This is a genomic window from Sphingomonas sp. Y38-1Y (assembly GCF_032391395.1).
Classification (GTDB): Bacteria; Pseudomonadota; Alphaproteobacteria; order Sphingomonadales; family Sphingomonadaceae; genus Sphingomonas.
This window is the reverse complement of record NZ_CP135916.1, coordinates 2,855,390-2,877,296: the sequence shown is the minus strand read 5'-3', so window position 1 is coordinate 2,877,296 and position 21,907 is coordinate 2,855,390. Positions and strand designations below refer to the sequence as shown.

General features: G+C 67.3%; 14 protein-coding genes. 6 read left to right on the top strand and 8 right to left on the bottom strand.

The window, feature by feature from the left end:
- Positions 1–207 precede the first annotated feature (207 nt).
- Positions 208–3,684, top strand: coding sequence for a TonB-dependent receptor (locus tag RS883_RS13610; RefSeq protein WP_315760724.1), 3,477 nt, complete (start codon positions 208–210; stop codon positions 3,682–3,684).
- Between the two features lie 271 nt (positions 3,685–3,955).
- On the opposite strand, the gene RS883_RS13605 is transcribed toward RS883_RS13610, so the two are convergent.
- Positions 3,956–6,382: a glycoside hydrolase family 3 protein gene (locus RS883_RS13605; RefSeq protein ID WP_315760723.1), complete on the bottom strand. Its 2,427-nt coding sequence runs from the start codon at positions 6,380–6,382 to the stop codon at positions 3,956–3,958.
- 23 nt (positions 6,383–6,405) lie between these two features.
- Positions 6,406–7,557: an endo-1,4-beta-xylanase gene (locus RS883_RS13600; protein ID WP_409977350.1), complete on the bottom strand. Its 1,152-nt coding sequence runs from the start codon at positions 7,555–7,557 to the stop codon at positions 6,406–6,408.
- A 392-nt stretch (positions 7,558–7,949) separates the two neighbouring features.
- On the opposite strand from RS883_RS13600, the gene RS883_RS13595 reads away from it, so the two are divergent.
- Complete coding sequence (locus RS883_RS13595) at positions 7,950–8,201, top strand: TspO/MBR family protein (protein ID WP_315760721.1); 252 nt, start codon at positions 7,950–7,952, stop codon at positions 8,199–8,201.
- 18 nt (positions 8,202–8,219) lie between these two features.
- Here the strand turns inward: RS883_RS13595 and RS883_RS13590 are convergent, their stop codons facing one another.
- On the bottom strand, positions 8,220–9,023 hold the full coding sequence (locus RS883_RS13590) for an NIPSNAP family protein (protein WP_315760720.1): 804 nt from the start codon (positions 9,021–9,023) through the stop codon (positions 8,220–8,222).
- 69 nt (positions 9,024–9,092) lie between these two features.
- Positions 9,093–10,259, bottom strand: a complete 1,167-nt coding sequence (locus RS883_RS13585) for a Gfo/Idh/MocA family oxidoreductase (protein WP_315760719.1) — start codon at positions 10,257–10,259, stop codon at positions 9,093–9,095.
- Positions 10,260–10,375: 116 nt separating this feature from the next.
- On the opposite strand from RS883_RS13585, the gene uxuA reads away from it, so the two are divergent.
- Together uxuA and RS883_RS13575 are read left to right on the top strand one after the other, a co-directional pair.
- Complete coding sequence (uxuA, locus tag RS883_RS13580) at positions 10,376–11,539, top strand: mannonate dehydratase (RefSeq protein WP_315765141.1); 1,164 nt, start codon at positions 10,376–10,378, stop codon at positions 11,537–11,539.
- Between the two features lie 38 nt (positions 11,540–11,577).
- A complete protein-coding gene (locus RS883_RS13575) occupies positions 11,578–12,849 on the top strand; it encodes an MFS transporter (protein WP_315760718.1) in 1,272 nt (423 codons plus the stop codon).
- Positions 12,850–13,041: 192 nt separating this feature from the next.
- On the opposite strand, the gene RS883_RS13570 is transcribed toward RS883_RS13575, so the two are convergent.
- Genes RS883_RS13570 through RS883_RS13555 form a run of 4 tightly spaced genes read right to left on the bottom strand, consistent with a single transcriptional unit; the run spans position 13,042 to position 17,841 of the window.
- Positions 13,042–14,301 carry a Gfo/Idh/MocA family oxidoreductase gene (locus RS883_RS13570; protein ID WP_315760717.1) on the bottom strand — a complete coding sequence of 420 codons (1,260 nt, stop codon included), beginning with the start codon at positions 14,299–14,301 and terminating at the stop codon, positions 13,042–13,044.
- On the bottom strand, positions 14,298–15,140 hold the full coding sequence (locus RS883_RS13565) for an FAD:protein FMN transferase (RefSeq protein WP_315760716.1): 843 nt from the start codon (positions 15,138–15,140) through the stop codon (positions 14,298–14,300). The genes RS883_RS13570 and RS883_RS13565 overlap by 4 nt, the downstream gene beginning before the upstream one ends.
- A gap of 1 nt (position 15,141) precedes the next feature.
- Positions 15,142–16,452 (bottom strand): Gfo/Idh/MocA family oxidoreductase, encoded by a 1,311-nt coding sequence (locus RS883_RS13560; RefSeq protein WP_315760715.1) that lies wholly within the window; start codon positions 16,450–16,452, stop codon positions 15,142–15,144.
- A gap of 12 nt (positions 16,453–16,464) precedes the next feature.
- Entirely contained in the window at positions 16,465–17,841 is a 1,377-nt protein-coding gene (locus tag RS883_RS13555; RefSeq protein ID WP_315760714.1) for a DUF1080 domain-containing protein, read from the bottom strand.
- 150 nt (positions 17,842–17,991) lie between these two features.
- Here RS883_RS13555 and RS883_RS13550 point away from each other — a divergent pair, with 150 nt between their 5' ends.
- Complete coding sequence (locus RS883_RS13550; protein ID WP_315760713.1) at positions 17,992–18,768, top strand: FadR/GntR family transcriptional regulator; 777 nt, start codon at positions 17,992–17,994, stop codon at positions 18,766–18,768.
- 144 nt (positions 18,769–18,912) lie between these two features.
- The gene (locus RS883_RS13545; RefSeq protein ID WP_315760712.1) at positions 18,913–21,900 is read left to right on the top strand and encodes a TonB-dependent receptor; all 2,988 of its coding nucleotides are present in this window, start codon (positions 18,913–18,915) and stop codon (positions 21,898–21,900) included.
- Positions 21,901–21,907 lie beyond the last annotated feature (7 nt).

Here is a 21,907-nt window from a genome sequence, read left to right as displayed (position 1 = left end):
TCGACCATCCGCACGCGAGCGTCAAGTCGCCGCCGTCCGGCGATTGCGTCAATTCTGTTGCAGCGTTGCAACACGAAGTCGCTGACTTCGTATGCAAAGCATTGGCGATGTTACCGCAACCAAAACCGCTTGCAGGACGCCGAAGCGCTGCCTAGTCTTCGCGAACAAGGCACGGTCAACGTGTCACGTGCAAAGGGGGAGAGGATCATGGCCTTTATCGGCTCTGAAATGCTGCGCGTGTCGAAGTCGCGCGATCTCAACAAGCTTCTGAAGACGGGTGTTTCGGTCGGCGCGGTGTGCGCGTTCGCCATGGCGGCGCCTGCCTGGGCGCAGACCGGCGCGGCGTCGGGCCAGGGTACGGCCGGCAACGCCGCACCCGCCGCCCAACCGCAGGACGGCGCGGTGACGCAGCCGACACCTGGCGAGCCGTCGGGCCAGTCGGTCGAGACGCAGACGACGAGCGAGCCCGGCGCGGACGAGATCGTCGTCACCGGCATCCGCCAGAGCCTTGCCAACGCCCAGAACATCAAGCGCAACGCCGACACGGTCGTCGACGCGATCACTGCGCAGGACATCGGCGCGCTCCCCGACCGCTCCGTGACCGAGGCGCTTCAACGCGTGCCGGGTGTGTCGATCAACCGCTTCGCCGGCTCGAACGATCCCGACCACTTCTCGGTCGAGGGCTCGGGCGTCGTCGTTCGCGGCCTCAACTTCGTCCGGTCGGAGTTCAACGGCCGCAGCGCGTTCGCCGCCGGCATCGGCGGCCAGGCGCTGAACTTCGCCGACGTCCCGTCTGAACTGCTTGGGTCGGTCGAGATCTACAAGAACGCCACCGCCGACCTCATCGAGGGCGGGCTGGCCGGTACCGTCAACCTCAACACGCGCAAGCCGCTCGACAATCGCGGGTTCCATATCGGCGGCGGCATCGAGGCGAATTACGGCGACTTCCGCAAGCAATGGGCGCCGACCGCGTCGCTGCTGCTCAGCAACACCTGGGAGACCGGGATCGGTACGTTCGGTGTGCTGGTCAACGGGTCCTACTCGCGCCTGAAGAGCCGCGCCGACGGCATCCAGATCACCAACGTCCAGACGCGCGACGGTGGCAGCACCACCGGGGCGAACGACGGCGGTACCGTCTGCCGCAATCCGCTCCCTGGCAACACCGACACCACGACGCTTCCGGCGCCAGGGACCTGCGGCGTGGGCGGCACGCCCGGTGCTGACGGCTTCGCCGACCTGGCGGCGGGTCCGCTCTATGCGCCGATCGGCGGCCAGTTCCGCACGCAGGACTATGACCGCAAGCGCGACGGCCAGGCGCTCGCCCTTCAGTGGGAGAGCACGGACAAGCGCACGATGCTGACCGCGCAGTTCCTACGTTCGCATTCGACCAACGCCTGGGGCGAGCGGACCTTCGAGAGCGCGCCGGATCTTGCCGAATACAATACCTATCCGTTCGGCTGTCAGCAGAACACCAACGGCCCGAACGGCGGCGTCCGCGCCGAATGCCCGACCGGACAGTTCCGCAACTATGAGTATGGCGACGACGGCCTTTTTCAGAAGGGTTACATCACGCTGCCGGGTACCGGCTGGCGTACCGCCTCCAGCGGCTCGGCGGAAACAACGGTGCCGACCGGCGGCGTCCAGCAGTCGTTGTCGCGGCGCCAGGTTTTCGAGGAGAACGAGGTTCGCGACTTCGGCTTCAACCTGAAGCACGAGTTCACCGACCGCTTCTCGATGAACCTCGATGTCGACTACACCTATGCCAAGCGCGAGAATCTCGACGTCAGCGTGTTCGGCTCGACCTTCGCCGACCAGGAACTCGACCTGACCGGCAACACGCCGGTCGTCATCCCGCACAAGCCGCTGACGCTGGCGGCAAGCTGGGCGACGCCAAACCCCACGCTGACCGCGGCGACCGACGAGCAGTATTTCCAGAACCGCGACTTCCAGTTCTGGCGCGCGGCGATGGATCACCTCGAGGATTCGCGCGGCTCCGAATATCAGATCAAGGGCGACTTCTCGTACAAGTTCGACGACGGATCGTTCCTGAACCGCGTAAAGTTCGGTGCGCGCTATTCGGAGCGTAACCAGACGGTCAAGTACACCGCCTATAACTGGGGTGCGATCAGTGAAGTCTGGTCGGGCGCGCCGGTCACGTTCAACCAAGGCGACACGTCGCGGTCGGACTTCTTCAGCTTCCCCGACTTCTTCCGCGGCGCGACGCCGGGGCCGATCGGCGGCTACTACTATAACGGCGACCTCATCAACGACTATCAGGGGTCGGCGAGCTACTTCAAGTCGCTCAACGACATCTGGAAGACGACGAATGGCGCGACGGCGACCAACCGCTGGGTGCCGGCGAACGAGCGGCCGAACGCGATTGCGGGCACCTCGTACCTGCCGGACGAGATCCAGCCGGTGAACCAGCAGGACAGTGCGGCGTACGTCATGCTGAACTTCGGATCGGAAGATCCGCTGTTCGCCGGCATCCGCGTGTCGGGCAACATCGGCGTCCGCTATGTCGCGACCAACATCCGGTCGGCGGGCAACATCGGCGTGCCGACGCGCGAAGCGCTGGGCATCGTCGATCCGTTCTCGCGGACCGAGATCGACCCGGTGACCGGCCAGACGATCTTCACCGGCCGCTGCGACGCGCGGGTGCCGGAGGGGGCCCCGCCGGGCACGCCGCCGTCCCAGCCGGGCGGCATCTGTAATCTGGGTGCGGCCGGCTATGCTCAGCTTCAGCAGTTCGCGACCGGCCAGTCCGTTCCTGACATCGCGCGCAACAATTACGATTACTTCCTGCCCAGCTTCAACCTGAAGCTCGGCCTTTCCAACGACCTCATCGCGCGCTTTGCGGTGTCGAAGGTGCTGACGCGTCCCGACCTTGCCAACATCCGTAACTTCATCGGCGTGACGACCGATCCCAACACGGGTGCGGCGACAGCGACCGCGGGCAATCCGTTCCTGAAGCCTGCCACCGCCTGGCAGTTCGACGCCACGCTCGAATGGTATTTCGCGCGCGTCGGGTCGCTGACGGTCAACGGCTTCTACAAGGCGGTCGACAACTTCTTCTTCTCGTCGCTCATCACCCGAGACATCACCAGCAACGGTGTGACCGTGCCGGTGCTGATCCGCGGCCCGGCCAATTTCGACGGCACGGGCAAGATCAAGGGCGTCGAGGTCTCCTACCAGCAGACGTTCGATTTCCTGCCGGGCTTCCTCAACGGATTGGGCTTCAACGGCAACTATTCGTACATCGACAGCTCGGGCCTGCCGAACTCGTTCCTCAATGGCGGTACGCCGTCGAACGAATCGCCGATCCCGCCGGGCAACCTGCCGTTGGAGGGGCTGTCGAAGCACAACGTCAACGCGACGGTGTTCTACGAAAAGGGGCCGATCTCGCTTCGTGCCGCGTACAATTGGCGCTCGCGCTTCCTGCTCACCGCGGCGGACGTGATCTTCCCGTACACGTCGATCTTCAACGACGAGACGGGCCAGCTCGACGCGTCGGTGTTCGTCAACGTCAACAAGTACATCAAGCTGGGCGTCCAGGGCGTGAACCTGACCAACGAGAGCACGCGCACGCTTCAGGCGTACACGGGCGATCCGGACCGCCTAGCGCCGCGGTCGTACTTCATCAACGACCGCCGCTTCTCGTTCATCCTGCGCGGCAACTTCTAAGGGGGAGCGGGCGCGGCAGCGATGCCGCGCCCGATTGCACCAGGATTAAGGGCGCGTCCGACCGGCCGGACGCGCCCTTTTTTGTGTGATGGGGGCCGCCTCTACTCCTGCGTCGTCATCCCGGACTTGTTCCGGGATCCACCTGGCTGGCTCGCATGCGGGTCGTTGGATTAGAAAGCGCACGCGGCAAGCGCCGCCTTTCCCCTCTGGCTTCGCCAACGCGGCAAGGTGGACCCCGGAACAAGTCCGGGGTGACAGGTCAGCGACTACCTCAAGGCCCCGGGCACACCGCGCCTTCCGGATCGGTCACCAGCCGCGCGTCGCTGATCGCCACCGCGAACGGTCCGGTCGCCGACAGTGCGACCGGCACGTCGACCTTGGTCATGTCGCCGCCCGCCGCCGCGAAGCATTTGAGCGGCACCCGCGCGGTGCGCCAACCGTCGCCGGCGGCGAACAGGCTGCGCGCATCGACGCTGCCCGAGCCGAGCGAGAGCCGCACCGGCCCGCCCGGTGCCGTCTCGACGCGATACTGAACCTGGAGCAGCACGTCGGCATTGGTCTCGCGCGTCAGGTCGAGGCCCGGGCCGGCGATCTTTGCCGTCCCCTGCCGCCCCGCCGTCCAGCGGAGCAGCGACGCGCCCTCCTGCGTCCGCGCCGAATCCACTGCCGTCGCGGTCACGCCGTCGAGCCGCCATGCGAACGGCGCCGGCGTCCGGCCGAGCGTGTAGAACAGGCTGGTATTGGCGAGGCTCGCGTCGATGCCGGCGACCTCGCCCAGCTTCGGCACGCGGCCCGGCTTGGCATAGCTGAGGCCATAGCCGAGCGCGAACAGCGGATCGTAGCCGGGCGCCCCCTTGTTGAGCGTGAACTGGCCCGCGGTCTTGGGCCAACTATACGACAGCCGCCCGGTGAAATCGTTGCGCGGCCGCCCGTTCGGCCCGGCGATCAGCACGTCGGCGATGCCGCCGCCCTCCGACCCCGGCAGGAACGCCGCGACGAACGCATCCGACTGGTTGAGCTCGGGATTGACCCAGAGCGGGCGGCCTGAGAGGAACACCGACACGACGGGAATGCCCGCCGCCTTCAGCCGCTTCAGCGTCGCCAGCGCCTGCTTGTCGCCCGCCTGGAACTCCAGCGTGCGAATGTCGCCGCGCATCTCGGCATAGGGCATCTCGCCGAACACGACGACGGCGACGTCGGGCTTGCGCGTGAACTGGCCTTCGACGTTCAGCTCGGCGCTGCCGCCGCCCGCGCGCATGGCCTCGGCGATGCCGGCATAGATCGACTGGGCGTTGGGGAAGTCGGCGGGCTTGTTGCCGTCGCCTTGCCAGCTCAGCGTCCAGCCGCCCGCCTGGAGGCCGACATCGTCGGCATGGGTGCCGGCGACGAGGATGCGGGCGTTGGGCTTCAACGGCAGCACGCCCTCGTTCTTGAGCAGCACCAGCGACTTGCGCACCGCCTCCCGCGCCAGCGCACGGTGGCCGGGGGCGCCGATCACGCCCGCTCGATCCTCGAACGGCCGCGCCTTGTCGAACAGGCCGAGCTTCATCTTGACGCGCAGGATGCGGCGGACGGCATCGTCGATGCGGGCCATCGGGATGACCCCGCTGCGTGCCAGCTTAACGGTGTTGTCGAACAGCCCCTTCCAGCTGTCCGGCGCCATCGCCATGTCGAGCCCGGCGTTGAACGTCTGCGCGCAATCCTCCTTGGTGCAGCCGGGCACCTGACCATGGCCGTTCCAGTCGCCGACGACGAAGCCGGCAAAGCCCATCCGTCCCTTTAGCACGTCGGTCAGCAGGCTCTTGTTGCCGTGCATCTTCTTGCCCTGCCACGAGCTGTACGAGGCCATGACGGTCATCGTCCCCGCGTCGATCGCGGGCGGGTAGCCGGCATTATGGATCGCGATCAGCGTCTTCTCGTCGATCTCGTCATTGCCCTGGTCGATCCCGTCCTTGGTCCCGCCGTCACCCAGGAAGTGCTTGGCGCTCGCGGCCACGTGCCCCTGCTGGATCGTGCCGCGGCCGGGTGCACCCTGAAGCCCGGCGATCATCGGCGCGGCATAGCTGCGCACCAGCGCCGGATCCTCCGAATAGCCCTCGTACGTCCGGCCCCAGCGGTCGTCCTGCGGCACCGCCAGCGTCGGCCCGAACGCCCAGGTGATGCCCGCCGCCGCCGTCTCCTTCGCAGTCGCCTCGCCGATGCGGCGGATGAGGTCGGGGTCGTGCGCCGCACCCAGGCCGATATTGTGGGGAAAGAGCGTCGCGCCGACGACGTTGTTGTTGCCGTGGACGGCGTCGACGCCGAAGATCAGCGGGATCGGCACATGGCCGCCGCGTGCCTCCATCGCCACCGCCTCGAACGCGCGGCTGGTCGCGGTCCAGTCGGGACCGGGCGAGCGGTCGGGCTTGCCCAGCGGCGGCGAGCTGCCGCCCGCCAGGATCGAGCCGAGCGGGTATCTGCGCAGATCCTCGGGCTTGATCGCGCCGATATCGGCCTGGATCATCTGCCCTACCTTTTCCTCCAGGCTCATCCGCGCCATCAGCGCGGTGATCTTCGCCTCGGTCGCCGGATCGATCAGGCCCTGGCTTCTGGCGGTGGGCCAGAGCGCCGGATGCGCGACGCCCTGCTGGGCGGCATCCTGCGCAAGCGCAGTGGTGGCGAGCAGCGCGGTCAGCGCGGCGGCAGCGGCTTTCTTCATGATTTCCCCCGTCGTTTTATCGTTTATCGTTTGGGTGCCGCGGCCAGCGCCGCGGCGACCGCGGCATGCATCGGCTTGGCCCTGAATTCGCGGTCGTAGAGCGTGGGGCGGCGCAGCGCCTTGTCCGGCCGCGGCTCGAACCCCTCGATCCAGCTGTACCGGTCGCACATCCCCCAGGCGAGCACGTCGCGAAGCTGGCGGTAGCTGAGCGTCACGTCGAGATAGGCGCGCGTATAATCGGCGACCGCACGATCGCGCGGCCCGTCCGCGGCGGGCAGGCCATTGTCGCGCACGTCGAGCTCGGTGATGAGCAGGCGGTAACCCATGCCGGTGACTTCATCGAGGAAGCGGCGCCACTCCGCCTGCTGGCGGCTCACCGTTCCCTTGATGTCGGGCGATTGGGTGATGAGGTGCGACTGGACGCCCAACGCGTCGACCGGAACATTGCGCTTGCGGAACCCCTCCAGCAGCTTGAGCACGCCCGCGCGGTGCCGCTCGTTGCCCGGCTCCCAGCTCATATAGTCGTTGTAGACGAGCTCGGTCTTCGGACCCTCCGCCCGCGCGGTGCGGAAGGCGAGGTCGAGCGTCGCCTCCGCGCCGCCGAGCGCTCGCGACAGCGAGGTATCGTAGAGCGTCGAGTCCTCCGGCTTCACCGCCTCGTTGACGACGTCCCAGCTGGGGATCGCCGCACCATAGCGCCGCATGACGGTGCGGATGTGCGTGGTCAGGATGCGCTCGGCCTCGGCGGCCGGACGCGCGCCGAAATCATGGTCGTTTAGCCACTTGGGAAACCATTTGGGCTGATGCCAGAGCAGATTGTGCCCGCGCATCGTCATGCCCTTTGCCTTGGCATAGGCCATCATCGCGTCGGCGCGCGCGAAGTCGAAGCGGTCGGGGGCGGGGCGCAGTGCCTGCCACTTCATCTCGTTCTCGGCGACGAGCAGTCCGCAGTCGCGCTGGAGCAAAGCGGCATAGCGCGGATTGGCCCAGGATCCGCGATCGGCACCCGGCGCCCCGGACGCGACCGCCGAACCGAACCGCAGTCCGCGCGTCCGTGCGATCGCATCGAGACCGGAGGCGGGCGGTCTCGCCAGCGCCGGTGTCGCCGCCAGCATTGCCGCGCCGCCCAGCATCAGCGCCCCGCGCCGACTCGTCCGCATATCCTGATGGTCCACCCGCATCCTCCCGTGTCGCACGCCGGTCTGATGCCGGCATCGCGAGACTGTCCCCCAAGATCGGCGGTTTTGATAGCGGTAAAATACGTATGCGGCGCGGCGCGGGGCACCGGCGGGGCGCCAATTTCGATCGCCGCTTTGGACCCGCCGCCCCCAGCTTTGTCGCGCACCAGCCATATAAGCCGCAGGGTTGGCGCGGCGTGTTCGATACCGGCGCCTCGGCGATCAGGCGTATGAAGGCTGACAAGGCGATGTTGCGCCGCACATAATGGAAGTAACGGGAAGGTTGTCGTCCAAGTTCAGCAACTTGGAAACTATTGTGCCAGACCCTGCTCCGTCCGGCCTTGACCCTTGGCCTATACTCGCACTTTACAGGATCGTTTCGGGACGGGGTGATCCTGTTCGCGGTTAACGCGCTCTGCCATGCCGCGTGGAGCCCGCTGTTCTTCCGGATGCGCCGCCCCGACTGGGCGCTGGTCGAGGTCGTGTTCCTCTGGGCTTCGCTCGTCGCGCTGGTGGTGGGGCTGTGGCCGATCTCCACCTTCGCCGCGTTGCTGATCCTGCCTTACCTGGCCTGGGTCAGCGTCGCCGCGTTCCTCAACCGCGCGATCGTGCGCCTGAACGGACCGTTCGCCGGCTTCTGAGCCGGCCCGACCGACCGGTCAGATCTGCGAATAGGGCGCCGGGCTCAGGATCTGGTTGTCGATCCCGGTGGTGATCTCCGGGTCCGTCAGCCCCGGGGTCGCGATCAGCTTCTTCCACGCCGGGTCGCTGCCGAACGTGCGCCAATTGCGCTCGCGCGTCGCCAGGTCGGGGAAGGTCAGCATGTAGGTCAGGCTGGGCAGCCGCGATCCGGTCAGGTCCTGCGCGAAGAAGACGGGTTGCAGCCCGGTACGGCGGAAGATCTCGATCTCGCCGCCCGTATCGAACATGTCGATCTTCGTCGCCCCGGCCTTGTCGCTGTGGCTGTAATAGGTCCGAAGCTCGAAGATGCGGCCCTGGGCGGCGGTTGCCGAACTCGGCACCTCGACCCGCGGCATGTGGGGAAATGCCTTCATCAGCTTGACGTCGAGCGAGGCGTAGGGCGGATCGCTCGGCGCCGCGTTCAGGAACGGCTGGCTGGCCTGTGTATGGGCGGCATCGGCCGCGAGCCTGGCGGAGAGCGAAGCGAAGCTGTCGAGGCTGGGATGCGGCACGAGCACGTACACGCTCGGGCTTTCGAGCCCGATGGCGACGGTGAAGACGCCGATCGGCCCGCAGCCCGCCCGGTGCGCGGCCGGGATGAAGGCATCGCGAAGATACGCATCCAGGCGCGCCCTCATCGGGCCATGGACGAGGCGATAGGTGCGAAGCTCGTAGATCTCGGGGTTCATCGTCGCGTCCTGCCGTGGCTGAGCATTGGCGCTCGCAAGCGCTGCGCCGCCCAGGGCGGCACCTGCAATGAGCGAACGCCGGTCGATGGTCATGATGCTCAACTCCCACAGGATTTTCGCGCGCTATAGCGCAAACCCGCGGCCGCGCACCTGGCCAGTGCGTCAGGCGGTCGGCAGGACCGGCGGCTTGGCGCGTGCCTGTGCCTTCAGCACCAGTTCGGCCGCGAGCAGCGCCTGGCGCTGATCCTGTGCCACTTCGGTTCGCTCCACCACGTCGCTGACGAACTGCGGGCCGAAGGGAAGGGGAACGCGGCTGCAATCCTCGTGGCGCGAACCCTTGGCGTCCGTGATGAACAGGTGGTCGCCGCCCGGTCGCCCGGCGACGTCGACATATTTGCGCAGCTCGATGAAGCCGCCGGTGCCCAGGATGAACAGCCGCCCGTCGCCCCAGGTCGACAGCCCGTCGGGGGTGAACCAGTCGACGCGGACATAACCCGTGCCGCCATTGCCGGTCAGCGTCATGTCGCCGAAATCCTGGAAGCGCGGATGCTGGGGCGTGCCGACATTGCCCGCCTGCGACGCGACCACCTCGGCGCGGGTCGATCCCGTATAGAACAGGAACTGGTCGGCCTGGTGGCTGCCGATATCGGTCAGGATGCCGCCATAGCGCGCGGTGTCCCAGAACCAGTCAGGGCGGCTGGCCGGGCTCATCCGGTGGGGCGCGAGGTTGACGGTCTGGACCACCTTGCCGATCGCGCCGGCCTTGACCAGTTCGCCCGCGCGCACCGCGGCGCGAACTTCGTAGCGTTCGGAATAGAGGATCGCGAACTTGCGCTTCGTCGAGGCAATGGTGCGGCGAACCTCGGCGAGCTGCGCGAGGCTGGTGATCCCCGGCTTGTCCGACAGAAAGTCCTTGCCCGCGCGCATCACGCGGATGCCCAGCGGCGCACGCAGGTCGGGGATCGACGCGCTGGCGACGAGCTGGATGTCGCGCGCCTCCAGCACCTCGGCCTCGCTGCGTGCCAGCCGCACGTCGCCATAGCGACCGAGGAACGCGGCGCGCTGCTTGGGATCGGGTGCGTGAACCATCGCCAGCGTGCCGCCGCCACGGATCAGCGCGTCGGTCATCGCATAGATGTGCGGATGATCCAGGCCGATGACGGCGAAGCGGATGCGGTGCCTGGCCGACGGGTCGGGCTGGCGCGGCGGCCCGCGATCGGGGGCGGCATTGCCCTGCGCGGTCGACTGCGCAATCGCGCCGCTTGCCGCCAGCGCCGCACCGCCGATGCCCAAACCCGCCAGCAAGGCACGTCGATCGACTTCCTGCATGATGCCCCTCCAAAAGATGTCTTACCGCTTTTAATATTGGCCTGTCATATTCGCTATGATAGCAAATCGGAAGCGGCGAAGTGGCTGCGGGTGTTTTGGGGGCAGTGCGCGTGTGGATGACGCAGGCGATGCGATGGTTCGGGGCATCCGACCCGGTATCGCTTCGGGAAATCAGGCAGTCGGGAGCGACCGACGTGGTCAGCGCGCTGCACGATCTGCCCAACGGCGCGGTGTGGCCGGCCGAGACGATCGCCGCCTATCGCGACACGGTCGAAGCCGCGGGCCTGCGTTGGCGCGTGGTCGAAAGCGTGCCCGTCCATGATGACATCAAGACCGGCAATGGCGACGCGGCCCGCTATATCGAGGCATATTGCCAGACGCTGACCAATCTCGCCGCGTCCGGCATCGACGTCGTCACCTATAATTTCATGCCGGTGCTCGACTGGACGCGGACCGACCTCGCCTGGGAACTGCCGGACGGCGCCCGCGCGCTGCGGTTCGAGCATGAGGTGGCGGCGCTCTACGACTGCTTCATCCTCGCGCGGCCGGGGGCGGAGGCGGATTATGCGCCCGACATGCTCGATCGCGCCGCACGGCGGCACGCATCGATGGACGCCGACGCCTGCCAGGCGCTGGAGGCGACGATCATCGCCGGCCTGCCGGGCAGCGAGGAGGGGTTCACCCGCGACGCCTTCCGGGCAGCGCTTGCCGGCTATGCCGAGCTCGGTCCCGATGCGCTTCGCGCCAACCTCGTGGCCTTTCTCGACGCGGTGTGCCCCCATGCCGAGGCGCTGGGCATCCGCATGGTCGTCCACCCCGACGACCCGCCCTTTCCGCTGTTCGGCCTGCCGCGCGTCGTCAGCACCGAGGCCGATGTCGCCCACCTGTTCGACGCGGTGCCGAGCGCGGCCAACGGCCTCTGCTTCTGCTCGGGATCGTTCGGCGCGCGCGCCGACAACGACCTGCCCGGCATGGTCGAGCGGCTGGGCAGCCGGATCGGCTTCCTGCACCTGCGCTCCGTGCAGCGCGAGGGCGGCGGCGCGTTTCACGAGGCGCCGCACCTGGAGGGCAATGCCGAGATGGCGCGCATCGTCGCGGCCGTCCACGACCTGCAACAGCGCGAGGGCCGCTCGATCCCGATGCGGCCCGACCATGGGCACCAGATGCTCGACGACCTCAACAAGCGGACGTTGCCGGGCTATTCGCTGCTCGGGCGGATGCGGGGCCTGGCCGAACTGCGCGGCCTGGAGCGCGGGATCGCCCACGCCCGCGCGAACTGACGAAAACGCGCGGCAACGACCGCGATAGGAGAGACAGCGTGACCCCATCCGGCCCCATCCGGCCCGCCAGCAACATTCGCTGGATCATCTGCGCGCTGCTCTTCTTCGCGACGACGATCAACTACATCGATCGCCAGATCATCGGCATCCTCAAGCCCACGCTCCAGGACGAACTCGGCTGGAGCGAGATCGATTACGGCAACATCGTCTTCTGGTTCCAGGCCGCCTACGGCATCGGCCTGCTCGCCTGCGGGCCGGTGATCGACCGCATCGGCTCGAAGCTCGGTTATGCCGGCGCGATCGCGATCTGGAGCGTCGCGGCGATGGTCCACGCGCTCGCCCGCACCCCCGGCGGGTTTGCGGCGGCACGCTTCGCGCTCGGCCTTGGCGAGGCGGCGAACTTCCCCGCCGCGATCAAGTCGGTGGCGGAGTGGTTCCCCAAGAAGGAGCGCGCGCTCGCGGCCGGCATCCTCAACGCCGGCGCCAATGTCGGCGCGATCGCGACGCCGATCATCGTGCCGATCCTGGCGATCCAGCTGGGGTGGGAGGCGGCGTTCATCATCACCGGCCTGCTCGGCTTCGTGTGGCTCGCCATCTGGCTCGCGTTCTATCGCAAGCCTGCCGAGCATCCGCGCGTCTCGCCGTCCGAGCTCGCCTATATCAACTCGGACGTCGCCCCCGCCGAGGACGAGCCGCGCATCCCCTGGACCGCGCTGTTCCGCCGCCGCGGCACCTGGGCGTTCATGGCCGGCAAGTTCCTGACCGATCCGGTCTGGTACCTCTTCCTCTTCTGGCTCCCCGACTTCTTCGCCAAGCGCCACGGCCTCGACCTCAAGACCTTCGGCCCGCCGCTGATCGCCGTCTATCTGCTGGCGGACGTCGGCAGCATCGGCGGCGGCTGGCTCTCCTCGGCGCTCATCAAGCGCGGCATGAGCGTCAATGCCGGGCGCAAGCTGGCGCTGCTCGTCTGCGCGGTTTGCGTACTGCCGATCTTCTTTGCGAGCAGCGTGTCGGGCCTCTGGACCGCGGTGGCGATCATCGGCCTGGCCGCGGCGGCGCATCAGGGCTGGTCGTCGAACCTCTACACGATGGTCAGCGACACTTTCCCCCGTTCGTCGGTCGCCTCGGTCATGGGGATCGGCGGCGCGGCGGGCGCGGTCGGCGGGATGCTGATGTCGACCTATGTCGGCCAGGTGCTCGAGAGCGTCGGCAGCTATGCGCCGGTGTTCGTCTGGGCGGGCAGCGCGTATCTGATCGCGCTGGCGATCATCCACCTGCTCGTGCCCCGGCTGGAGGTGAAGCCGGCGTGACGCTTCAACGTCCGCTTTCCTCCCCGTTCGTCCCGAGTAGCGACTGAGTAGCCGGCGCCAGCCGGCGTATCGAAGGCGCGTATCGAGGGAGGATGGGAGCCACACCCGTACCTCGATACGAGCCTTTGATACGCGCCCGCCGGGCGCTACTCAGTCTCTACTCGGCACGAACGGAGGAGGGTGAGACGGGCTTCAAACCGCGACCAGATCCTTCGGCCAGTCGAGCGCGCGGCCGGCATCCATCGCCTGCTCGCCCAGCAGCGACGCGACGCTGGCGTAATAGGCTTCCTTGAGCAGCCCCGGCAGCTCGCGCCCCTTGCGCACCGCCTCCGCGAACCCCTCGAACTGGAGCATCGTCTCGTCATATTCGCCCCAGCCGAGCGGGGTGCCGGGCGTGCGGACGGGAAGCTCCGGGAACCAGGTCGCGCCGCCGATCGGCACCGCGCGCTTGGTACCCGCGGCCACGTCGCACTGCATCTGCGCGAGCGCCGGTACCGCGCCGGGATCCTCGGAATAGATGCGGCCGAGCTCGGGCTCGATCGTCCCCTTGCTCCCCTGGATCTGCTCCTCGCAGCCATAGCGCGCGTTGTTGAGGAGCGACGTGTAGATCGTCTTTCGCCCACCCGGATAGTCGAACACCAAAGCGACATGGTCATAGACCTCGCGCCCGTCCTTCCAGAAGCAGATGCTGCCCGAGCCCATCACCCGCGTCGGCAGCGCGTCCATGAACCAGTTGGCGACCTGAAGCTGATGCGTGGCAAGCTCGGTCATCAGCCCGGCCGATCGGTCGCGATAGAGGCGCCAATTGATCTGGCGGTCGGTCGCGTCGGCGGCGACGGGGCGGCGCCAGCTCTTGTTGCGGTGCCAGCTCGCGCGCACCTGCGTGATCGTGCCGATCTCGCCCGCCGCCGCCCGCTTGCGCGCGGCGAGATAGGTCGGGTGGAACATCCGCTGATGCCCGATCTGGAGCACCTTTCGCGCGCCTCGCGCCCGCGTAATCATCGCGCCGCAATCGGCGATCGTCCGCGCCATCGCCTTTTCGCACCAGACGTGCAGCCCGGCGTCGAGCGCCATGAAGGTCTGTTGCGCGTGAAGGTCGAGCGGGGTTGCGATCACGACGGCGTCGATCCCCTTGGCATCCAGCATCGCGCGATAGTCGGTGAAGCTGCGCGTGCCCGCCGGCACCAGCGCGCGGCCGCGTGCCAGATGCGGGGCATAGCTGTCGCAGATCGCGGCGACGGTGCAGTTCTTCGTCTTCTGGATGTTCTGGATCAGCGCCCGCCCGCGGTCGCCCGTGCCGACGACGCCCAGCCGCACCCGGTCGCCGCGCTGCACGCCCGCTGCCGCCGCGCTCGCCCAGGGCGCCACCGTCGCCATGCCGATCCCGGTCGATGCGGCGAGCACGCGGTCGAGAAAGCCGCGGCGGGTCAGGTCGAAGTCACGCTCGTTCATACATCGGCTTCCTCACGCACCGCCGGCATCGCCGCGGCATGATTGAACAGGTGGCGGCCGCCGGGCCGCGCCGCGATCAGCGCCGCCGCCTCGGCCCGATCGGCGACGATCAGCGCGGTGCTGATCGCCTCGGCCAGCGCGCCGCTCGCCTCGACCGCGATCGCGGTGCGCGGGTGGGCAACCGCGCGGCCGTCGCTCGGGCGGACGGTCGCGGCGCGCCGCGGCGCCAGCATCCCCGGCCCGACGGTCGAGGAGATCGACAGCGCCGCATCCTCGACCTCGATCGCGGCCAAGGTCGCGCCGGGCAGCACCGGGTCGGGGACCGCCAGCGGCCAGCCGCCGCCGAGCGGATGCTGCCCGATCACCGCGATCGAGCTTTCTCCCGCCGAAAGCAACGCGCTGACGACACCGGCTGCGCGAAGGATATCGACCGCGCGATCCAGCGCATAGCCCTTGCCGAACCCGCCAAAGTCGAAGGCGACCGGCGCGCTCGCGGCAACTCGTGCCGCCGCGCGATCGATCGACAGATGATCCCAGCACCCGGGCAAGCCATCGCCGGCCGTCGGATCGAACAGCCCGCCCGTTGCGGCCACCGCCGCGTCGGCAATCGCCAGCGCGTCGAGCAGCAGCGGATCGTCGACCGCCGCGCCGCCCCCCGCCGCCAGCGCTTCGTTGAGCGCGGTGGTGCGGGAGGGGCGGTGGATCGTCAACGCGTCGTCCACCGCCTCGATCGCGCGCCGCGCGGCCCACAGGCAGTCGGTGTCGCCCGGCCCGAAGACGTGCAGCTCGACGCGGGTGCCCATCGCGGCGAACCGCTCGATCCGCGTCTCGATGCTCACGTCAGGCGTTCAGGCCCCAGCCCGGCGCATAGTCGACCGCCCACAGCTTCATCGCCGCCGCGCTCGACGGCCGGCCGGTTCGCGGATCGACGGTCAGGTCGGCATCGGTGCGATAGGCCATGTTGCCCAGGTGGCAGAGCGTCGTGCTGATATGCCCCTCCGCAATCGGTGAGTTCAGCGCCCGGCTCTTGCCGCGGATCACGTCGACGAAGTTCTGCGCGTGATAGACGTCGAGCGCGCCTTCGCCGACCGTCCCGGTCGTCTCTGACGTGGCCGGCGCCTTCGCCTCGCGGATCTTCTTGCCGTCCAGGCCATAGAGCTCGAACCCGTTGCGGTCGACGATCGCCGACCCCTTGGTCCCGAGCAGCAGCACCCCGCGCCCGCGGCCATAGGTCTGGATGCCGTTGCAGCTCTGCCCGTTCCAGCGGATCGTCCGCCCGCCGTCATAATCGAGGTCGAGCGCGAGGGAGTCGTACATTTCCCAATCGTCGCCCTTCCAGAAATTGCGCGCGCCCTTGGCGGACACCTGCGTCGGATAGGTGACGCCCATCAGCCAGCGCGCGATGTCGAGCTCGTGCATCGCGTTGTTGCAGATCTCGCCCGTTCCGTACTTCCAGAACCAGTGCCAGTTATAGTGGACGAGGTTGTCGCGATACGGCCCGCGCGGTCGCGGTCCCTGCCACAGCTCCCAGTCGAGATTGGCGGGCGGGGCAGTCACCTTGCCCTTGCCGATCGACTTGCGGTTGTTGGCGTACCAGGTCTGCGCCTCATAGACGTCGCCCAGCGTCCCGCCGCGGACGAGGTCGAGAAGCTGGCGCGTCTCGATGCTCGATCGTTGCTGGTTGCCGACCTGAAGCACGCGGCCGGTGCGCTTCTGCGCGGCGATCAGCGCCTCGCCCTCGGCCGGTGCGATGCCGATCGGCTTCTCGAGGTAGACGTGTGCGCCCGCCCGCATCGCATCGATGCCGATCTTCGCGTGCGAGAAATCGGGCGTCGCCACCGTGACGATGTCCGCCTCCTTGCGCGCGAGGAGCTGGCGATAGTCGCGCTCCAGCTTGGGCCGGGCAAAGCCCTTGCCCGCGAACGCGTCGGCGCGCTTGGTCAGCACGTCGGAGTCGACGTCGACGATGTGCGTGATCTCGCATCCCGGCACCTTGGTAAAGGCGCTCAGATGCGCCTGTCCCCGGCCATTGATCCCGACCACCGCGACGCGCAGGCGATCGTTCGCACCCTGGATGCGCGCATAGCTTTTGGCCGTCATCGCCAGGCCGGCGGCGGCGCCAGCACCCTTCAGGATCGTTCTGCGGTCCATTCCCTAGTCCCCTTAGCGTTCGCGCAGCTTGATCGAGCGGAAATCGACGCGGTCGCCGTGATCCTGAAGCAGGATCGGACCCGATTCCCATTCGCCGAAGCGCGGCCATTTGGCGTATTTGCTCATCGCGACCAGTCGCCGGAACTCGGGCGAGCCGCGCTCATACTCGACGACCTTGAAGCCGTTCAGCCAGTGCTCGACATGGTTGCCGCGCACGATCAGCAGCGCGCGGTTCCATTCGCCCGGCGGGTTGATGCGCTTGCCCGGGCTGTCCGGGTCCGACAGGTTGCGCGCGGTGATGAGGTCGTAGAGCGATCCCAGAGTCCGGTTGCCGTCGCGGCCCATCTTGGCATCGGGATGCCGTGCATCGTCGAGCAGTTGATATTCCAGCCCGATCGCCGATCCCTCGCCCTTGAGCAGGTTCGGATCGACGAAATACTTGATCCCGCTGTTCGCGCCGGGCGTCAGGCGGAAATCGACCGACAGCTCGAAATTGCGATAATCGCGCGTGGTGATGATGTCGCCGCCATTGGTCGACTCGCCGCCGCCTGAGGGTTCGACCGACAGGATGCCGTCGCGGATCGCCCAGCCCTTGGCGGGGAAGGTCGGTCCCTTCGCGCTCCGCCAGCCGGCGGTGGTCCGCCCGTCCCACAGCAGCTTCCAGCCGGTGCGCTGCTCGCCGGGGCTCAGCCGATTGGTCAGCCAACCGATCTGTTCGAGCTTGGTCTCGGGCAGGGCATGCCGCGCCGGCCGGTCGGTGATGACGCGGATCTTGCGGAAGCGGACCTCGGGGTTCCTGGCCGCGACCTCGTCCGAAACCGAATGGACCTGAAGCGCGATGAAGCCGCGCGCATCGGTGTCGTCGACCAGATCGGTGGCCGGGACGCCGTTGACCCAAGTGCGGATACGGTTGCCGATCGCCTCCACCCGATACCGATTCCAGTCCCCCGGTTTGAAGGCCGCACGCGCCGCGTCGTTGCGACCGAGCGTATAGAGCCACTGGCGGCGCTGCTCGTCATAGAGGCCGCCGCTCCAGCCGCGCTTCGATGGATCGATTTCGGCCTGATAGCCGTGCACGACGCCGTTCCGGTAGTCGGGCCGACGCTGGCCGCGGATCATCATGCCCGAATTCAGCGTGGGATCGGTCTTCGCCTCGAACTCGACGATGAAGTCGCCATATTGCTGGTCCGAGACGAGCCAGCTGTTCGGCGTCTTGGGCGCGGCGCGGCCGATCAGTTCGCCATTCTCGACGCGATAGGGCGCGTTGCCCCCGGTGATCGACCAGCCTGCCAGTCCGGCCTTTGGCGTGACGTCGCGCCACGGCGCCTGCGCGGCGGCAGGCGCTGCCAGCGTACAGGCGGCAACGATGGAAAGGGCGGCCAGGCGCATCGCTAATCCCCTCAAATCGCGGCCTTCACTCGGGCCGATGGGTCGAGCCTAGAATGTGGCTAGACCACAAGCAACCCTCCTGTCAGACATTTCCTCATGCTATGAGGTCGCCGGGCTTGACGCTGCCCCTGGCGCGGCAGAGGACAGGGCGTGACGGTCGAAGAGGATGAGCGGGTGACGGGGGAACAGGGCGGAAAGCTCTATCGCAGGATCGTCGACACGATCAGGGCCGACATCGCCGCCGGCATCTATGTGCCCGGCGCGCGGCTTCCGGCCGAACGCGACCTGACCGAACGCTTCGGCGTCAGCCGCCCGACCATCCGCGAGGCGATGATCGCGCTCGAGATGCTGGGCCTGGTCGAGGCGCGCAAGGGATCGGGCGTGTTCGTCCTCGACTCGAACGTCGCCGCCGCCGCCTCCAACGAGGCCGAACTCGACATCGGCGCATTCGAGATCATTGAGGCACGGCGCCTGCTCGAAGGCGAGGTCGCTGCCGTCGCCGCGACCGAGATCGACGAGGAGCATCTCGCCGAATTGCGGTCGCTGATGGTGGAGATGGAGACCGCGGACACCGCCGCCGCAGAGGTCGCCGACCGCCGCTTTCACATCGCCATCGCCGAGGCGACGGGCAACGCGGTCATCATCGCCGCGGTGACCGATTTCTGGGACATGCGCTTCCGCTCGCCACTGGCGCGAGAGGTGCTGCGCAAGGCCGGCAGCCTGGGAACGCAGAGTCGGCTGGACGAGCATGGCCGCATCCTTCGCGCGCTCGAAGCGCGGTCTCCGGCGGAGGCGCGCGCGGCGATGCGCGACCACCTCAATCGTGTCATCACGCACCTTCTCGACGTCACCGAAACCGAAGCGGTCGAGCGCGCCCGCGCCGAAACCGCCCAGCGACGCCGGGCCCTCGCACGACGCGCCGTGTAAACTGCCAGTCAGATTTGTAAGATCATATTGTCAGGCAGATTTTCCGAGCGTATGACAATCCCCGACCAGGGATGAACGCCGTCAGCGCGTCACTCTGGAAAAGCGGGTCCGCGTGCGCGGATCGCGACTGGAGGGGACTTGATCGTGCAATTCGATTTCAAGCGCAGCATCCGTGCATCGACCAGCCTTGCGGCATTGCTCATCGCATTGCCGGCGGCGGCGCAGACCAGCGATCCGGCTCCGGCCGCCGCGCCGCAGGACAGCGACAGCAACGCCGACATCGTCGTCACCGGCTTTCGCGCTTCGCTCAACCAGGCGCTCCTTCAGAAGCGTGAGGAAACCGCCGCAGTCGACAGCATCGTTGCCGAAGATATCGGCAAGTTCCCCGACTCGAACCTGGCCGAATCGATGCAGCGCATCCCGGGCGTCGCGCTGTCGCGCGGCGACGGCGGTGAGGGGCGCAACATCTCGGTCCGCGGCCTCGGCGCGCAGTTCACGCGCGTGCGCATCAACGGCATGGAGGGCGTGAGCCAGGTCAGCGGCACCGACATCCGCGGCGGCGTCGCCAGCGGCCGGTCGTTCGACTTCGTGACCTTCCCGACCGAGATCTTCTCGTCGCTGTCGGTGCGCAAGACGACCTCGGCCGATGTCGAGGAAGGCTCGCTCGGCGCCACCGTCGACCTGCGCGCGCCAAAGCCCTTCGACACGACGAAGGACTTCAACTTCTCGGCGACCGCGCGCGGCATCTACAACGACATCGCCAAACAGGTCGATCCGCGCCTGTCGGCGCTCGTCTCCAAGCAGTTCGGCAGCAATTTCGGCATCCTCGGCAGCATCGCCTATTCAAAGCGGCACATCGACGAATATGCCTATTCGGCGGTCGATGTCGTGCCGACCTATACCTATGGTCAGGCGCAGCCCGCCGGCACGCCCAATGCAGGCGTCGTCTTCCCGTTCTGCACGCCGGTCGGCTATGTCTACAACGGCGCACCGACGATCAGCCCGGTGCCGGGCTTCGCCAATGGCGGTAATTCGGTCGGCGCCGACGCCAACAATTGCAGCACCAACAATCCGCGCACCGGCACGGCCGCAGCCTATGACTATATTATGAGCCGGCGGGGTGTATCCGGCCGCCCCGGCGGCGGCGTGTTCCTCCCCCGCCTGCCGCGTCCGGTGAAGTCGAGCCAGGAGCAGGAGCGCCTCGCCGGCACGCTGACCGTGCAGTGGAAGCCGAGCGACAACACCGACATCTCGATCGACGGGCTCTATTCGCGTTTCAAGGTCGACCGCCTCGACACGATGATCGACGCGCGTTCGTTCGGCCGCGCCGCCTCGAACCAGGGTCAGCCGATGACGTCGGTGCGCGATATCGAGGTCGATGAGAACGGATCGCTCGTCTACGGCCTGTTCGACGGCGTCGACCTGCGCTCTGAGATGCAGGACGAGGCGTTCACTTCCGAATTCCGGCAGGCCAACTTCAACTTCGACCACCGCTTCTCCGACACTGTGCGCCTCTATGGTCTGGCGGGCATTAGCGAATCGAAGCTCGACATCGACCGTCTTCAGGTTGCGATCGACTCGAACGACACGCGCAACTTCTCGATCGACTTCCGCGACAATCCGCACATCCCGACGATCGGCTATGGCCTCGACCTCACCAATCCGGCCAACTTCCAGTACGGTCCGCCGCTCGCCAACGGCGCGCAGCGCGGGCAGCTGTCGAACTTCATCCGTCGCAATACGATCATCAGCAAGACGTTCGAACTGAACGGCGACTGGGAAGCCGCACCGGGCTTCACCGTCCAGCTGGGCGGCCAGTATCGAACCAACGAATATACCGCGCGCGAGCGGCAGCTTCAGACCAACACCCCGCTGGCGCTGCCGGCTGGCGTGTCGATCGCCGACTTCGCGTTCGTCACGTCGGGCGTCGGCAAGAACCTGAACGGCCAGCTTCAGGACTTCGTCTCGATCGATCCCGACAAGTTCCGCAACGCCGTCGGCTTCGACAGCTACGGCTATTGCAACATCGAGTGCGCCAAGGGTTCGTATGGCGGCGTCAAGGAGACGTACAAGTCGGGCTATCTGATGGTAAAGTTCAACACCGAGGATACGCTGCCCTTCACGCTGCGCGGTGATGCCGGTGTCCGCTACGTCAACACCAAGCTCGAAACCTATGGCGCGATTCCGGCGGCGGCGCCCGCGGGGTCGCCCTTTCCCTCGCGCTACCTGATTTCGGAAGTCGATCGATCGTACGAGGATTGGCTGCCCTCGCTCAACCTTGCGCTCGACGTCACGTCGGACATCGTCGCCCGCTTCTCGGCCGCGCGCGTGATGTCGCGTCCGGCGTACGGCCAGCTTATCCCCAGCGGATCGGCGAACATCAACATCCAGACCGCCTCGATCAGCAACCCGTTCCTCGATCCCATTCGTGCCAACACGCTCGATGCGTCGCTCGAATGGTATTTCGCGCCGGGGTCGCTGATCTCGATCGCCTATTTCTACAAGGACATCGAAACCTTCATACAGTCGACGCGCGACCTGGTGCCGTTCCGCGACCTGGGTCTGCCGCTGTCGCTGCTGGAAAATACGGGAACCGGCGTCACGCCCGACAATCTCTTCACCGTGACGCGCAACAACAACACGCCGGGCGGCCCGCTGAGCGGGGTGGAGGTCAACGCCCAGATCCCGTTCCGCTTCCTGCCGGGCGCACTTAGCAACTTCGGCGTGCTGGCCAACTTCACGCGCGTGCGGTCGACGATCAACTACATTATCTCGCCCACCGCCTCGACGACGGCGTCGCTGACCGGCCTGTCGCCCGAAACGGCGAGCGGCACGCTCTATTACGAGGACAAGAAGTTCAGCATTCGCTCGACGATCAACTATCGCTCGTCGTTCCTGACCAGCGTGCCGGGCGGCGGATCGGTCGATGCGGATTCGCTGTCGAACTCGAGCTCGATCTTCGTCGATGCCTCCGCCTCGTACAACCTGACCGACAACATCAAGCTGATCGCCGAGGCATCGAACCTGACCAACGAGACCAACCGGCTGACGGCGGATTCGGTGCGACAGGATCCGCTCTACACCGCCTATTTCGGTCGCACCTTCGCCCTGGCGGTGAACCTGACGTTCTAAGGGGCGC